This window comes from Blattabacterium punctulatus (assembly GCF_003226695.1).
Lineage (GTDB): Bacteria > Bacteroidota > Bacteroidia > Flavobacteriales > Blattabacteriaceae > Blattabacterium > Blattabacterium punctulatus.
In genome coordinates, this window is sequence record NZ_CP029808.1 from 369,358 (window position 1) to 385,690 (window position 16,333).

At 24.8% G+C, this 16,333-nt stretch carries 13 protein-coding genes; 1 reads left to right on the plus strand and 12 read right to left on the minus strand.

What is annotated here, in order from left to right; genetic code table 11:
- Positions 1-3: 3 nt before the first annotated feature.
- From ftsA to rsmH, 11 genes are read right to left on the minus strand one after another with little or no spacing between them, the layout of a single operon-like run.
- Positions 4-1,362, minus strand: a complete 1,359-nt coding sequence (gene ftsA, locus DM780_RS01835) for a cell division protein FtsA (protein ID WP_110548754.1) — start codon at positions 1,360-1,362, stop codon at positions 4-6.
- A gap of 4 nt (positions 1,363-1,366) precedes the next feature.
- Positions 1,367-2,098 (minus strand): cell division protein FtsQ/DivIB, encoded by a 732-nt coding sequence (locus DM780_RS01840; RefSeq protein WP_110548755.1) that lies wholly within the window; start codon positions 2,096-2,098, stop codon positions 1,367-1,369.
- 15 nt (positions 2,099-2,113) lie between these two features.
- Positions 2,114-3,490 (minus strand): UDP-N-acetylmuramate--L-alanine ligase, encoded by a 1,377-nt coding sequence (gene murC / locus DM780_RS01845; RefSeq protein ID WP_110548756.1) that lies wholly within the window; start codon positions 3,488-3,490, stop codon positions 2,114-2,116.
- Between the two features lie 4 nt (positions 3,491-3,494).
- Positions 3,495-4,613, minus strand: coding sequence for an undecaprenyldiphospho-muramoylpentapeptide beta-N-acetylglucosaminyltransferase (gene murG / locus DM780_RS01850; protein WP_110548757.1), 1,119 nt, complete (start codon positions 4,611-4,613; stop codon positions 3,495-3,497).
- Positions 4,591-5,805, minus strand: a complete 1,215-nt coding sequence (locus tag DM780_RS01855; protein ID WP_110548758.1) for an FtsW/RodA/SpoVE family cell cycle protein — start codon at positions 5,803-5,805, stop codon at positions 4,591-4,593. The genes murG and DM780_RS01855 overlap by 23 nt, the downstream gene beginning before the upstream one ends.
- Complete coding sequence (gene murD / locus DM780_RS01860; protein WP_110548759.1) at positions 5,780-7,153, minus strand: UDP-N-acetylmuramoyl-L-alanine--D-glutamate ligase; 1,374 nt, start codon at positions 7,151-7,153, stop codon at positions 5,780-5,782. Before murD ends, DM780_RS01855 begins: the two co-directional genes overlap by 26 nt.
- Before the next feature lie 14 nt (positions 7,154-7,167).
- The gene (mraY, locus tag DM780_RS01865) at positions 7,168-8,364 is read right to left on the minus strand and encodes a phospho-N-acetylmuramoyl-pentapeptide-transferase (RefSeq protein WP_110548760.1); all 1,197 of its coding nucleotides are present in this window, start codon (positions 8,362-8,364) and stop codon (positions 7,168-7,170) included.
- Positions 8,365-8,376: 12 nt separating this feature from the next.
- Entirely contained in the window at positions 8,377-9,849 is a 1,473-nt protein-coding gene (locus DM780_RS01870) for a UDP-N-acetylmuramoyl-L-alanyl-D-glutamate--2,6-diaminopimelate ligase (RefSeq protein ID WP_110548761.1), read from the minus strand.
- Positions 9,846-11,834 carry a penicillin-binding protein gene (locus DM780_RS01875; RefSeq protein WP_110548762.1) on the minus strand — a complete coding sequence of 663 codons (1,989 nt, stop codon included), beginning with the start codon at positions 11,832-11,834 and terminating at the stop codon, positions 9,846-9,848. Before DM780_RS01875 ends, DM780_RS01870 begins: the two co-directional genes overlap by 4 nt.
- Positions 11,831-12,169, minus strand: coding sequence for an FtsL-like putative cell division protein (locus tag DM780_RS01880; RefSeq protein ID WP_110548763.1), 339 nt, complete (start codon positions 12,167-12,169; stop codon positions 11,831-11,833). Before DM780_RS01880 ends, DM780_RS01875 begins: the two co-directional genes overlap by 4 nt.
- Before the next feature lie 14 nt (positions 12,170-12,183).
- Positions 12,184-13,098: a 16S rRNA (cytosine(1402)-N(4))-methyltransferase RsmH gene (rsmH, locus tag DM780_RS01885; protein ID WP_110548764.1), complete on the minus strand. Its 915-nt coding sequence runs from the start codon at positions 13,096-13,098 to the stop codon at positions 12,184-12,186.
- Between the two features lie 543 nt (positions 13,099-13,641).
- On the opposite strand from rsmH, the gene DM780_RS01890 reads away from it, so the two are divergent.
- Positions 13,642-14,733, plus strand: a complete 1,092-nt coding sequence (locus DM780_RS01890; protein WP_110548765.1) for an LptF/LptG family permease — start codon at positions 13,642-13,644, stop codon at positions 14,731-14,733.
- Here DM780_RS01890 and DM780_RS01895 read toward each other — a convergent pair.
- Entirely contained in the window at positions 14,730-16,232 is a 1,503-nt protein-coding gene (locus tag DM780_RS01895; RefSeq protein ID WP_110548766.1) for a Do family serine endopeptidase, read from the minus strand. The two genes, DM780_RS01890 and DM780_RS01895, sit on opposite strands and share 4 nt — an antisense overlap.
- Between the last annotated feature and the right edge of the window lie 101 nt (positions 16,233-16,333).

Below are 16,333 nucleotides of genomic sequence, written 5' to 3' on the forward strand. Positions count from 1 at the left end.
TATTTATTCTGTATCATTCAGTATTTGACGGAATTTATCAGCCCAAATTTCAAGAAAAGATTTAGATTTTTTCTTATTTTTTTTATCCTTTGGGTCCTTATTATTATTGAATCTACGGTTTTTATCATATAATTTTGAAGAAAAAAATTCTGAAGTTTCATCATAATATCTAGACTCCATTTCTGTGCAAATATATTTTTTTTTATCTTCAATTCCCTTTATCACTAAACCTATCGATGTAGCATATTCTGGATCACTTATCATTCCATTTTCTCCCCCTGAAATATGTTCATTAGAATAACCGATACGTACATCCATTCCAGTAATATATTCTGTTAAGGGTCTAATATGTTTTAGTTGAGATCCTCCACCTGTCATCACTATTCCAGCAATAAGTCTTTTTTTCTGCTCTTCATTTCCATAATTTTTTATTTCTATATTAACTTGTTCTAAAATTTCACAAACTCTTGTATGAATAATTTGAGAAAGAAGTTTTAATGTAATTTCCTTAGGATCACGACCTCTTAATCCAGGAATACAAACAATTTCGGTTTCTTTATTTTCTCCAGGCCATGCGGATCCAAATTTTATTTTTAATAATTCTGCTTGTCGTTCAATAATTAAACAATCTGTTTTAATATTTTCAGTAATTACATTTCCTCCAAAAGGAATGACTGCAGTATGACGAATAATATTATCTTTAAATATTGCAATATCCGTAGTGCCTCCTCCTATATCCACTAATGCTACCCCAGCTTCTCTTTCTTCTATATTTAAAACAGCTTCTGCAGAAGCTAATGGCTCTAAAGTCATACCAGATAAATTTAATCCTGCAGCTTTTACACATCTTCCAATATTTCTAATTGAAGAAATTTGTCCTACTACTACATGAAAATTAGCCTCTAAACGACTTCCATACATTCCAATAGGTTCTCCGATTTCTGATTGACTATCGACTTTATATTCTTGTGGAAGAACATGAATTATTTCTTCTCCTGGAAGCATAACTAGTTTATGGACTTGGTTAATTAATTTTTGTATATCTTTTTGATTGATAACATTTTCAAAATCTAATCTTGTAATATAATCATTATGTTGTAAACTTCTGATATGCTGTCCTGCAATACCAACAATAACTTCTTTTATTTTTAATCCAGAACTATGTTCTGCTTCATTTACAGCTTCACGAATAGCTTCAATTGTCTGAGTAATATTATTAACAACACCTCTATGTACTCCTGTACTTTTAGATCTACCTATGCCTAAAATCTCAATTTTATTATATTCATTTATCCTTCCTACCATAGCTACAATCTTTGTGGTTCCCACATCAAGACCTATAGCTATATCTTGATATTCCATAGACTTATCTTTTTTTTGCTACTACTTGGTCCTTATATTGTAAATCAATGCTTTTATATTGATTAATATCTATTTTATTTAAGTACTGCTTGTAAAAAGCTTTTAATTTATTCAATTTACTTTTAAAATCCTTTAAATTTCCTAATATAATATGATGATTACCTATTTTTGGAATTAAAATAAATAAGTTAGAAACAGTTTTTTTTATACTAATAATTTGATTTTTCAATAATTCATCAGAATTTATGGTTTTTACTAAATCCGATAAGTATTTTTTTTCTTCCTTAGAAAAGGATCCTTTTGCTAAAATAACTTTTGAAGAATAAAAAGAAGAAAGTCCTAAATTTTCCAATTCTTTAGTAAGATAATATTCTTTATTCCCATTTTTTATTCTTAAAATGGGTTCTTTTTGCAAAATTTTAATATTTAGGGTACCATCAGTACTAAGAAATACTTCAGATTTTTTTATAAAAGGGTAATTATTTAATTTTTGTTCCATTTTTAATATACATAATTGACCAATTTTTTTTTCAATTTTTTCTGTTGTAGAGAATAAAAAATTTTTAATAATTTTTTCATTCACAAAATGATTTTTGGATAATGGATCCATGATAATATTTATTTTTTCTAAATTTCTATTTTTATGTACTTTTTGAGAAAAGTAAAAAAAAAATGTCATAAAAATCATATATAAAAACAATAAAGTAGGAATAAAATTTTTTTGATGTTTTCTCATTTATTATTAATTTATCTATCCATATTTTTTATACAACCATTTTTTGATTGGAAAAATCAAGGTATCTATATTACCAGCACCTATTGTAAGTAGAACATCAAATTTTTTTTTCCCAATTTTTTCTAAAACTCTAGATAGGCTAGTAACTTCTTTATTTTTAGAGTTCATTTTTATTTTTTCTAATAAACTATTAGAACTAATACCATCAATGGGGAATTCTCTTGCTGGATAAATATCCAACAAAATTAAAAAGTCAAGTTTTTCTAAACTTTTGGCAAAATTTTTTTCAAAAAATTTAGTTCTACTAAATAAATGGGGTTGAAAAATTCCTAATATTTTTTTACGAGGAAAACACTTTCTTATAGTACTAATCAATGCATTAATTTCTGTAGGATGATGTGCATAATCATCTATATATATTTTTTTTCTAGATTGATAATGTATGGAATATCTTCTTTTAATTCCTTTGAATAAAAATAAGGATTTTCTAATATTTTCACTATCTATTTTCAAATAATCAGATATAGCTAATGCAGCAGTTACATTTTTTAAATTATGTAATCCTGGAATAGGTAATAAAAGGGATTTCCATGTTTCTTTTGGAGTATGAAAATCAAAATACCATTTATCCCCTTGAATAGAAATACAATTTGAATAATAATTTCCTATTTTCCCTACAGAATAATATATAGCGTTTTTATTAGAATACGGAAAATATTCTTCTTTACAAAGAAATAGTTTTTTATATGGATTTTTTAATTTATTGGAAAATTTTATATATGCCTTTATCAAGGATTCTTTTTTAGGATAAGTATCTATATGATCTTGATCTAAAGAAGTAATACATGCAATATTAGGAGATAAATATAAAAAAGAGTGATCAAATTCGTCCGCTTCTACCAAGAAAATATCCGTTCCATTTAAAATAAGATTAGATTGATAATTTTCAGAAATTCCTCCTAAAAAAGCCGTAATTTTTTTACCTGAATTATATAAAATATGTCCTAGTAAAGCACTAGTAGTAGTTTTTCCATGTGTTCCTCCTATAGCTATGCAAATTTTATTTTCTGTAATTAAAGCTAATACTTGAGAACGTTTTTTGATATTTTTTCCGTATTTTTTTATAAAAATCCATTGTTTATGAGTAGATGGGATGGCCGGAGTATATACAATTAGACATCTTTGAGAATGAATCCATTCAGGTACCATTTCTATATTATCCTGATAATTGATCAATATCCCTTCTTTTTCTAATTTTTTGGTTAAAAAGGTCTTATATCTATCATAACCATAAACTTTTTTACCCATATAATGAAAATATCTTGCTAAGGAACTCATTCCTATTCCACCAATTCCTAAAAAATAAAAAGCATCAATTTGATTTATATTCATAAATTTATCCTAAAAGGATATGTAAAATTTCGTTAACAATATCGTTTGTTGCTTGAGGTTTTCCTAATTGTAAAATATTTTTCATCATTTTTTTTTTTTTATCAGAATCGTTAAGTATTTGTATTGTTGAATCCACTAATTTTTGTTCTATTTCTTCATTTTTAATTATTATAGCCGCCTCTTTTTCCTCCAATATTTTAGCATTTTTATTTTGATGATCATCTGAAGACCATGGAAAAGGAATTAATATATAAGGTTTTCCTATTAAACATATTTCTGATATAGTTAAAGCTCCAGCTCTAGATACAATAATATCTGCTGCTGCATAACATATCGGAAGATTTTCAATAAACTCCATTACAATAAAATTTTTATGATTAAAAAGAGGATTATTTTTTTTTATTCTATGAATATTAGATTTTCCAACTTGCCAAATAAGTTGTATATTAAATTGGATCAGTTTTTTTAATCCATTCATCCAAGCATTGTTGATACTATTGGACCCTTGACTTCCTCCCATAGATAGAATAATAGGTCGATTTTTTTTTAATCCTAAATAATGACAAGCTTTGTTTCTACTAGGAAATTTTTTCAATATTTCAGATCGTACTGGATTTCCAGTAATTATAGTTTTTTCCTTAGGAAAATATTTTCTTGATTCTTCAAAAGCAATACAGACTTTTTGAGCATAACGAGAAAATATTCTATTGGTAAATCCAGGAAATGAATTCTGTTCTTGAATAACAATGGGAATTTTCTTTTTTTTTGCAGCATATAAAGTTGGAAAACTAACGTAACCACCGGTTCCAATAACTATATTTGGAGAAAATTTTTTTAAAATTTTATTTGCTAAAAAGTAACTATACACTAATTCTATTGATTGAATAAAAAATCCTGATATAGAAAAAAATTTATCTTTACCACCTGAAATACAAATACCTTCAATTTGATATCCAAATTTAGGTATTTCTTGCATTTCCATGTTATTCTTAGATCCAATAAATAAAATATTAACTTCTGGAATCTGTTTTTTAAGCTCATCTGCTATAGCTATTCCTGGATAAATATGTCCACCTGTTCCTCCACTTCCAATAATTATTCTAGGTGGAAAAGTATTTTTCATTATGATTTTTTTTCCTTTTTTCTATGTTCTTATAATAAGAATCATCATATATGATTCTACTTACACTCAATATTATACCAAAACTAAAAAAGGTTATCCACATCGAAGTACCTCCAGCACTAATCAGTGGTAAAGTTTGTCCTGTAACAGGGAATAAACCTACAGATATCCCCATATTAATGAGTGATTGATTTATAATAGGGAACCCAACCGAAATAACCAATAAAGTACAAAAATAATTTTGTACTTTCGTAGCAATAACCATAATTCTAAGCAAAATAAGAATATAAATAAACAGAAGAATAATTCCTCCAAAAGATCCATATTCTTCTATAATAATAGCATAAATAAAATCTGAAGAAGATTGCGGAAGAAAAGCCTTTAAAACACTTTTTCCCGGGCCACGACCAAATTTATTTCCTAAAATAATGGCAATTTTAGATTGTTTTATTTGATAATTTTCTTCAGATTCATTATTAAGAAAATTTTCTATACGATTTTTCCATGTATAAACTCTATTTATAGGTTTTTTTTCCCCCCATTTTATTACAGAATAAATATAGATTCCTGCTGATATTATTCCCATAAATAAAATCCCTATAATTCCTGTAAAAGGATATCCTCCTATAAAAAGAATAATCAAAACTGAAATAAAAACAATTACAGCAGTAGAACCATTAGCAGGAAATATCAACCCAAGAATAAAAAAAATAGGAAAAATTAAGGAAAAAAAGGAATTAATAAAATGAATTTTTTCTTTATTTTTTATTGCTAAATATCTAGCACAGTAAATAAAAATAACTAATCCAGCAATATTGGAAGTTTGAAAAGATATATTAATAATGGGGATATTCAACCAACGAGATGCATTTACCCCATCTAATTCTTTCCCTTGATTAATTGTAAAAATAAGTAAAATTAAAATTATAGGAATTGTAAGTATAGAAAAACGATAAAAATATTTATAGTTTATAAATTGAGTAAAAAAAAGAATCCCAAACCCCACTAACAAAAAAATGGTATGTCTTAATAAATAACGGAATACGGTATTCTCCCCTCCATATGTAGTAACCAAATTCGTGCTTGCTGAGTATACTGGTAAAAAGGAAAATATAGCTAATAAGGTAATAAATGCCCATAAATATCTATCTCCTTTTATATATCTATTAAAAAAAATATCTATTTTTTTCATAGAAAATTTTTTTTACTTCTTGTTTAAATTTATGACCTCTTTCCTTATAATCTTTAAAAATATCCAAACTAGAACATGCAGGAGATAATAATATATTATCTCCATGAATCGATAACATGTAAGCTATTCGAACCGCATTTTTAAGGCATTCCGTTATTATAATAATATCAATAACATCTTGAAAAAAATTTATAAATTTTTTATTTTTTTTTCCTAAAAAAATTATAGCTTTTACTTTTTTTTTAACCAATGGTAATAATTCACTATAATCATTTCCTTTATCTTTTCCTCCTGCAATCCATATTGTAGGAGAATTCATACTTTTTAATGCATAAAAAACGGCATTTACATTAGTAGCTTTAGAATCATTAATAAATTGTACTCCATTAATATTTAATACTTTTTCCATCCTATGTTCTATAGGAGAAAAGTCCAATAAAGAATGGATAATAGATTTTTTTTTAACATTCAATATTTTGGAAATAAGAACTGATGCTAATATATTATATAAATTATGATCGCCCTTTAAAGATATTTTTTCTATATTTAAAAGACATATTTCTTTTTTATTTTCTTTTTTACGAAAAAAAATATTATTCCATTTTATATAAGCACCTACCTGCAACTCTTCTTTTATAGAAAAAGGGATACAATGAGATAAAATTTTATATTTTTTTAATTCCTTTTTTAGAATAGGGTCATCATAATTATAAATAAAAATATCTTCCTTATTTTGATTAGTAACAATTCTAAATTTAGAAGATATATATCCTTGAAAATTATTATATATATTCAAATGATCCCTTGTTATATTTAATAATACTGCAATATTTGAACGAAAATTTAAACAATCATCCAGTTGAAAACTACTCACTTCTAATACATAAAACTCTTTTTTTTTTAGTACTTCTCGGGAAAAACTACGTCCAATATTTCCTGCAATTCCTACATGAAATCCATCATTTTTAAGAATTTGATACACAATAGAACTTGTTGTAGTTTTTCCATTACTTCCTGTAATACTAATAATATAAGAAGAATTAAGATAACTTTTTCCAAATTCTAACTCGGAAATAATGGGAATTCCTAAAAAATTAATTTTTTTTATCAAAATATTTTCTCTAGAAATACCCGGACTTTTGATCACTTTGATAGCTTTAAGAATCATATTTTCTGTATGTCCTTTTTCTTCAAAAGGAATTTGATTTTCTACTAAAATTTTTTTGTATTTATTTAGAATAATTCCAGAATCAGATAAAAATATTTTTAAACCATTTTTTTTAGCTAATAAAGCAGCCCCTACTCCACTCTCTCCTCCTCCCAATACAACAATGAATTTTTTTTTCATTGTATTATTTTTTTTTATGTGATTAATAAAATAACTACCACCATAGAAAGCATCATTTGTATGATTAAAAAACGATAGACTATTTTACTTTCATGATAACCTAGTTTTTGAAAATGATGATGTAAAGGAGCCATCAGAAAAATTCTTTTTCCTATTCCATATTTTATTTTATACAATTTAAAATACAACACTTGTATTATTACAGAAAAATTTTCAATAAAAAAAATTCCACATAAAATAGGAAGTATTAATTCTTTTCTAATTAGTATAGATATTGCTGCAATGACACCTCCTATAGTTAAACTTCCACTATCTCCCATAAAAATTTGTGCTGGATAGGCATTATACCAAAGAAATCCAATTAAAGATCCTAAAAAAGAAAATGAGAATATGGTGATTTCTCCTATATTAGGGATATACAAAAAATGAAAAAAATAGGAGTAAATTTTACTACTGGAAATTAAAGAAAATAAGGATAATGTTGCAAATATAATCGAAGATACCCCAGCAGTTAATCCATCAATTCCATCGGTAATATTGGCCCCATTAGATATAAATGTAATAATTATAATAACTATAGGTACGAAAATAATCCATGTATATTTTTTCCATTTTTTTTTAAAAATATCGGCGTAGTCAAATTCATTTATATGGGAAAAAATAGGAATATTTGTCTTAAAATTATGTTTTTCAGATACTAATAAAGATAGATATTGTTTAGAACAATAATCTATTTTTTGATGAAAGGTAGTGATCTTTTTATTATTAAAAGACATAAAAACTCCGATAAAAATACCTAGGATTATTTGACCTAATATTTTTCCCATAAAACTAAGTCCATTTTTATGATATTTTATTTTTATATAATCATCTATAAATCCAAGAACTCCCATCCATAATGTAGTAATTATCAAAATTAGGATATATAAATTATTTAATTTTGAAAAAACTATGGTAGGAATTAATGCAGAAATTATAATAATTAATCCTCCCATTGTAGGAGTACCTTCTTTTTCTTTTTGTTCCTTTAGACCAAGATTTCGTACTCGTTCTCCTATATATTTTTTTTTTTTATTCCATAAAATAATTTTTTTATTGGTAAAAAAGGATATACAAATAGATAAAATAAATGCTATTACAGATCTATAAAAAACAGAATTTATGATGATAGAATTCGAAATTAAATACTTAAAAATAGGAAAAATGATCATACATATCAATCCTTATCTATTATAATTTTTTAATAACGTTTTAGCAATTTTCATATCGTTAAAAGGGTAACGTATTCCTTTAATTTCTTGATAATTTTCGTGTCCTTTTCCTGCTAGAACAATAATATCTTTCTTTTTTGCTAATTGAATAGCTTTTTTAATAGCTTCTTTTCGATTAACAATTGTCAAAATATCCTTTTTTTTTAAATATGATCTAAACTTTTTCATATCAATTAATATTTTTTGGGGATCTTCTTCCCTAGGATTATCTGATGTAAAAATTGATCTATCACATAAATCATAAACAATTTTTCCCATTAATGAACGTTTTTTTTTATCTCTATTTCCTCCACAACCTATTACGCAAATTAACTGTTCCTCTTTTTTTTTTATTTTTTTAATGGTATTTAAAACCGTTTTTAATCCATTTGGATTATGAGCGTAATCAACAATTATACGAATTCCAGAATAGGATATAAATTGTTCAAAACGACCTTTTATAGGTTTTATAGTCTTTATTTTTTTTAATATTTCATATTTTTTTTCCCCCAATAATATTATAGCTGTAGCGTAACTCGCCAATAGATTGTAAATATTAAATTTTCCAATTAAACTGATAAAAAACTTATTTTTATCCATTATTAATTCATTACCATTGATGTTTTCTTTTAAAATTTTAATTTTAAAATCTGCTTTTTTTTTTACTCCGTAAAAATATATTTTAGCCAAAACATTTTTTATTATTTTATGTGAATTTTTGTCATCAACATTAATTAATGCAAAAGTATTTTTATGTAAAAAATTTTCAAAAAAAAATCTTTTAGTTGATAGATAATTATCAAAAGATTTATGGTAATCTAAATGATCATGTGTGATATTAGTAAATATTCCTCCTGTAAATAACAATCCTTTAATTCTTTTTTGATGAATTCCATGTGAACTTACTTCCATAAATGCATATTTACATCCTTTTTGGATCGATATATTTAAATATTTATTTATTTCAATAATATTTGGAGTTGTATGTAAAGTAGTAATTTTTTTCGACATAATTTTAATACCCATAGTAGAAATAAGTATATTTTTTTCTCCCATTTTATCAAATAAACAGTGAAGTATTGTAGCCACGGATGTTTTTCCATTTGTTCCCGTAATGCCTACTAATTTTATTTTTTGGGTAGGATTATCATAAAAATTAGAAGAAATAGTTCCTAAAGCTTCTATTGAATCTTTTACGAGTACATAAGTTATATATTTCTGTATGAAAGAAGGTTTTTTTTCACAAACTATGATATTTGCTCCATTTTGGATAGCCTCTATAATAAACAAATGACCATCTGTATTTATTCCTTGATTAGCTACAAAAATTATATTTTTTTTTACCATTTTAGAATGTATTGAAATACCTTCTATCCATTTTTTAGAATCTCCTATTATTTTTAATATATTCACTTTTATTAGAATATCCATTAGTAGTTTTTTCATTCTTCTAATTTCAGAAAAATAACTTTATTTTTTTTCAATTTATTTCCTGGTTTTATCGACTGAAAACAAACTTTTCCTATCCCTTTATATTGTATTTTTATCCCTCTATTTTCTAATAGGGGGATAATTTCTTTTCCAGGAAAAGAAATTATATTAGGCATAATACCTTGATCAAAATAATGGATTAACGAAGAATTTTTTGATTCTTTAATTTTTTTTAGAAAATTAATATCTACTTTATTATTTTTGTTAAGATACTTTTTTCCAATTTTGGGATAAATTGATCTAGCTATTTTATCAAATACTGGAACGGCTACTTCTATTCCGTAATATCCTTTTTCTGGTTTTGAAATAACTACAATACAAGAATATTTGGGATTTTTTGCAGGAAAATATCCTACAAAAGAACTATTGTAAGACAAAGGTTTACCTTTTATCCAATAATCTAATTGGGTTGTACCAGTTTTTCCTGCATAAGGATATTCTGGATGATAATATTTTTTAGCTGTTCCATTTTTGACAACTCCTTCTAGCATATTTTGAATTTTTTTTATAGATTTTTTTGATGCGATAGAAGGATTCATTATAATAGGTATTGGATATTTTTTAATACTTTTTCCATAAAATTTAATATCTCTAATAAAAATAGGTTTTATCATGATTCCTTTATTAGCAATAGAATTATAAAAAGTTAGAATTTGTAAAGGAGTTAGTTTCAAATTATATCCGAAAGTCATCCATGGTAATGTAATACTACTCCAATTATATCCACCCGGTTTTGGAATAAAAGGGGGACTTTCACCTGGAATCTCTATTCCTATTTTTTTATCTAATTTCCATTTTCTAAAATGTTCTATGAATTGTTTCGGATTTTTTTTGTAATTTTTATAAATAATTTTTGCTATTCCTACATTTGAAGAATGTTCCAAAATTTGTTTTAGATTCATTTTTCTATATCCACTGTAATGACTATCTCGTATTTTTTTTCCTCTTAATTTCATAATACCATCTTTAGTATTCACAATCATGTCCGTTTCTATTTTTTTATCTTCTAAAGCTGCTAGAATTGCCATAGTCTTGAAAGTAGATCCAGGTTCACTACATTCCCATACAGAAAAATTTCTTAAATCTTCATAAATATTTTTTTTTGTTTTTTCTAAATTAATCATAGCACTAATTTCACCACTTTTTACCTTCATAAGGATAACACATCCATGATCCGCATGAGAAATGGTAAGTTCATGAAGTAAAGCATTATAAGCAATATCTTGTAAAGATATATCTATAGTAGAATAGACGTCTTTTCCATCTTCTGGATCAATTTCATTCCCTGAATTTAAGGGTTTCCATATATTAGAACTAATCCTCTGTTCTAATCGTACTCCATTTTTTCCTTTAAGATACTTACTAAAAGCTCCTTCTAGACCAACTTTTCCCCTATGATCATCGTATCCTAAAGTTCTTTTTCCTATACTTTCTAATGTATGGACTCTGAAATTTTTTTTTTCTACAATAAAACCTCCTCGTATTTGTCCTTTGTTAAAAATTGGAAAATTTCGTAATTTTTTGAAGAGTGGATAATCTAAATTTTTTACTAATAAAAAATATCTATTTCCCTTTTTTTTTTCGTATTGAAATTTTTTATAAAAAAAATTGCTTGGTTTTTTAAATAAAAATTCTAAAGAATTACACAAAAAGAAAATATTTTCTTTAAATAATTTTTCTGATATTGATCTAAAATCAATATGAATATCATATTTTATGATAGACATTGCTAAAATACTGCTATCTGATGCATAAATATTACCCCTTTTTGCCTTAATTAAATTAGTTCTAATTGTTTTTTCTATAAAAGACTTTTTATATTTATCTGAACAATTCTGAATGTAGAATAAATTAAAAATAATCAGGGAGGCAATAAAAAAAAATAAAAAACCAATGAAGTAGGATTTATACAATAAAATATACCTTTTTCGTTTCATCATTTTCTTTTTGGATCCATCTCTTTTTTATCTACTAAAATTAATTCGTATGGTGGTTCCTCTAAATATTTTAAACCATTAATATTTACCAGTTTATTTAAAACGGAAGATAGTTTCATTTTCAAAAATTTACTATGAATATCTGCATACTCAGATTGAAGTTCTTTTATTTCTTCACTGATATTCGTAATTTTTCTAATTTTACGATCCATCATATGAGAACTAGTAATGCTTATTAAAGATAAAATAGTAATAAAAACAATAAAATTCCAACTACGATATGCATCTTTCTTCACTAAAAATTTTCCTTTCAGTATATCTTTGAAATTAGTCTTCATTAATTATTATTGATTTATAGTTTTTCCGCAATTCTTAACCTAGCACTTCTAGATCTTGGATTATCCATAATTTCTTGAAGACTAGGTTTAATGACTTTTTTATGAATCATTTTAAATGGAATTATATCGATTTGACTACTATTTTTGGGTTTAAAAAATCCTGTTTTAAAAAAATATTTTGTAATTCTATCTTCTATTGAATGATAAGAAATCACGGAAATTCTACCTCCTGGTAGGATAACTTCCGAAGATTCTCGTAAAAAATTTTTTAAAATATTTATTTCATTATTAACTTCTATTCGTATAGACTGAAAAAGTCTAGAAAAAAATTTTTTTCTTTTATTAAAAGAAGATTTTTTAAGAAAAAAAATATTTTTTAAATCCAAGGTAGTTATAATAGGTTTTTTTAAACGTCTTTCTAATATTTTTTCAGTAATTTTTACTGCATTTTTGAAATCTCCATATTTGTAAAATATATGAAATAATTCATTTTTTGAATATTTATTGATCACATGTAAAGCAGAATAAGAATCTATATTCTGATTCATTCTCATATCTAAAGGACAGTTTAATTGATGAGAAAATCCTCTTATAGGATTATCCATTTGAAAAGAAGATATCCCTAAATCAGCTAATAATCCTGATACTTTTTCAATATGAAGTTTTTTCAATACATTTTTTATATGTATAAAATTTTTTTGGAATAAATGAAAACGTTTATCCTTGATGAAGTTATTTTTTATAGATTCTTCATCTTGATCCAAAGCAATTAAAATAGCTTTTCGATCTAATTTTTTTAAAATTTCATAAGAATGTCCTCCTCCACCAAATGTAACATCTATATAAATTCCATTTTTATCTGTAATCAAATTATCTATACTTTCTTTGAGTAGAACTGGTTTATGGTAATAATAATGTTGAAATTTCATTTTTTACTCTTTGAATAGAATATTATTTTCTATTGAAAACGAAATTATGCTTTATCCTCATATTTTTAACATATAATTCGGTAAAATTTTTATTAAAAATTTAATTTAATAAATATTATAAAAATATCCTCTATAATAGATAAAAAAAATCATGGAAAAATAGAAACTTCTATTTTTATTCTTATTCTAGTAAATTTAAAATAAAATGTTAAATCTATTCCAAACCATGAACTATATGATGTTGGATATAAGATTTTTTATAAAAAAAAATCTATGCTTAGAAAAATAATGTAGATTGTCAAATTTATTTTATCAAAAAATTTAATAAAATTATCAAATATAGTATAATATTTAAATATTTTATTTTTTATTATAGGTTGGTATCTATGATTATAGATGTGTATTAATGAATGGATCCTTATATATAACCTTTATTTATTGTTATTTTAATTTAATAAAAAAAACTAAAAATAATCTTCTTAAAAACCCCTTTTTTTTATTGAAAATAATCTATAATTTATTCATGAAAAGAACATTCATAAAATGAAAAAAATAGATCGTTATATTATTTATAATGTTCTTATTACTTATATATTTATTACTTTTTTTTTACAGATACTATCTATAGTTATAGATATTTCTCAACGTATGCATAGGTTGGAAAACAATCAAGGATCAATCAAACAGGCTTTAATTCATTATTACCCATTTTGGTCTATATGGTTAGCTAATACTTTTTCCCCTATTTCCGTTTTTTTATCTATTATTTTTTTTACCTCTAGATTAACTAAAAATTCAGAAATAACCGCTATTCTAAGTAGTGGAATTAGTTTCAAAAGAATTACTATTCCTTATTTAATTTCAGCATTTTTAATCGGAGGATTTTCTTTAATCATGAATTATTCTTTTTTACCCATGGCTAATAAAATAAAAAATAAATTTCATTATCAATATTTATTGAGTTTAAGCCAAAAAAGTAAATACGAAAATAGTAAAGCAATAAGTGCTCAAATTTCCAATAATGAATATCTATTCATTAGAAATTTTTCAAAAAAAAAAAATATAGGACATGGATTTGCATATCAAAAACTTAATGGAAATAAATTAGTATATATTTTAAAAGCTAAAAATATTTTTTGGTCTAAAAAATATCGTATATATATTCTACATGATTATATAGAAACTTATATAAAAAAAAATAAAGATATATTATTCAAAGGATTTTATATAAAAAAAAAATTTTCTATGACCCCGGAAGAACTTTTACCGGAAGAGTATATAGCAGAAACTATGACCATTTTAGAACTTAAAAAATTTATTAATATAGAAAAAAAAAAAAGAAGCCATAACATAAATAGGTATTTGAATGAGTATTATCAAAGAACAAGTTTACCTTTTTCTACTTTTATATTTACTATTTTAGGATTATCGATATCATCAAAAATGAAAAAAGGAGGAATAGGAGTAAATCTCATTATTGGATTAATATTAGCCTTTTTTTATATTTTTTTTATAGAAATATCAAAAGTGTACTCTACAAAAGAGTATTTTCCTTCTTATTTATCTGTTTGGCTTCCAAATATAATTATGGGAGTAATCACATTATTCATTTATTGGAATAGAAATAAAAATTAATTCATTTCAAATCCTGCGATATATACTTGACCATTTTGTTTAATAGATTTTATAGTTACATCTCCTTTGTATCTTTTTAAGATACGATCTACATCATTAGGTTTTCTTATTTTTTCTCCATTAATAGATAAAATAATATCTCCTTCTTCTAGACCTATAGAACTTAAACGACCTGTTCTGATTTCTGTAATTCTAATACCATAATTAATTCCAAAATCTTTTTTGTAATCTTTTCCAAGAATTTCAAAAGTAGCACCTAGTAATTCCGATGGTGTTATTTCTTCTCTTTTTCTAATTTTTGTTCTCCCTTGTGAATCTTTTAAAGTAACGTTAAAAGTTTTTATTTCTCTGTTACGTACAATATTAACTTTTACCTTATCTCCTGGATGTTTTGTTCCAACTATAAAAGATAAATCTGCTACATTTTGAATCGGTTTTCCGTCTATATTTTTGATAATATCTCCTTTTTTAAGACCTGCTTCATAGGCACCACTTTTGTCAAATACTTCTCCAATTAAAAATCCTTGTTGTGGTTTTATATTTTGATGTGTTTCATTATTATAAGATTTTAAATATTCTGCCTTAGAAAGATCCATTCCTCTAACTCCTAAATATGCACGTTGTACAGTTCCGTATTTCTTGATATCCTGTATTACTTTTCCAACTAAATTTGAAGGTGCGGAAAAACTATATCCTATATAATTTCCTGAATTAGAAGAAATTGCCGTATTAATTCCAATTAGTTCCCCATTTGTATTTACTAATGCTCCTCCACTATTACCAGGATTCACAGCTGCATCTGTTTGAAAAAAAGATTCTATAGCTGTTTGAGTTTCTCCTCTTAATATTCCTAAATTTCTATTTTTAGCACTTATGATACCTGCAGTAACAGTAGAATTCAAATCAAAAGGATTTCCTATTGCTAAAACCCATTCTCCTACTTGGACTTTATTAGAATCCGAAAAATAAATAAAAGGTAAATTTTTTTCATTAATTTTTAATAAAGCTATATCCGTACTTGTATCTGTACCAATCAATTTTGCTCTATAAGTTCTTTGATCACTAAGAATAATTTCTATCTTATCTGCATCTTTTATGACATGATTATTTGTAACAATATATCCATCAGGAGATATTATGACTCCAGATCCATGAAGTCCAGGTATATCATTTCTTTGAGGTATTTTTCCTCTTCCTCCAAAATCATCAGGAAATCCAAAGAAAAAGTCAAATGGATCAAAATTCAATCGATTACTATATTTTTTAGAATAATTTTTTACATTTACTACCGAATGTATTGTTTTTTCTACTACTCTTGTAAAATCAGGTAATCCAGAAGAACTAATTAATGAAGATGAGTTTGAGGGGGTTGTTTTTTCCAACGAAGATCCATATGGAAATAATTGGGGATCTTCTTTATTATATTTTTTGTATACTGCAATAGTCATTACTGAGCTCATGATACTACTAATCACAATATAAACAACTATTTTTTTCATTTTTATTTCTTATTATTAAGATAATTATCCTGATTACACAAATATATAAATTATGATACTTATAAAGTAAACTTTATTCAAAAAATAATATTAACTTTTTA

Excerpts from the sequence above, each read along its gene's own strand:
- ftsA (WP_110548754.1), bottom strand. The coding sequence starts at position 1,362 with ATGGAATATCAAGATATAGCTATAGGTCTTGATGTGGGAACCACAAAG.
- DM780_RS01840 (WP_110548755.1), bottom strand. The coding sequence starts at position 2,098 with ATGAGAAAACATCAAAAAAATTTTATTCCTACTTTATTGTTTTTATAT.
- murC (WP_110548756.1), bottom strand. The coding sequence starts at position 3,490 with ATGAATATAAATCAAATTGATGCTTTTTATTTTTTAGGAATTGGTGGA.
- murG (WP_110548757.1), bottom strand. The coding sequence starts at position 4,613 with ATGAAAAATACTTTTCCACCTAGAATAATTATTGGAAGTGGAGGAACA.
- DM780_RS01855 (WP_110548758.1), bottom strand. The coding sequence starts at position 5,805 with ATGAAAAAAATAGATATTTTTTTTAATAGATATATAAAAGGAGATAGA.
- murD (WP_110548759.1), bottom strand. The coding sequence starts at position 7,153 with ATGAAAAAAAAATTCATTGTTGTATTGGGAGGAGGAGAGAGTGGAGTA.
- mraY (WP_110548760.1), bottom strand. The coding sequence starts at position 8,364 with ATGATCATTTTTCCTATTTTTAAGTATTTAATTTCGAATTCTATCATC.
- DM780_RS01870 (WP_110548761.1), bottom strand. The coding sequence starts at position 9,849 with ATGAAAAAACTACTAATGGATATTCTAATAAAAGTGAATATATTAAAA.
- DM780_RS01875 (WP_110548762.1), bottom strand. The coding sequence starts at position 11,834 with ATGATGAAACGAAAAAGGTATATTTTATTGTATAAATCCTACTTCATT.
- DM780_RS01880 (WP_110548763.1), bottom strand. The coding sequence starts at position 12,169 with ATGAAGACTAATTTCAAAGATATACTGAAAGGAAAATTTTTAGTGAAG.
- rsmH (WP_110548764.1), bottom strand. The coding sequence starts at position 13,098 with ATGAAATTTCAACATTATTATTACCATAAACCAGTTCTACTCAAAGAA.
- DM780_RS01890 (WP_110548765.1), top strand. The coding sequence starts at position 13,642 with ATGAAAAAAATAGATCGTTATATTATTTATAATGTTCTTATTACTTAT.
- DM780_RS01895 (WP_110548766.1), bottom strand. The coding sequence starts at position 16,232 with ATGAAAAAAATAGTTGTTTATATTGTGATTAGTAGTATCATGAGCTCA.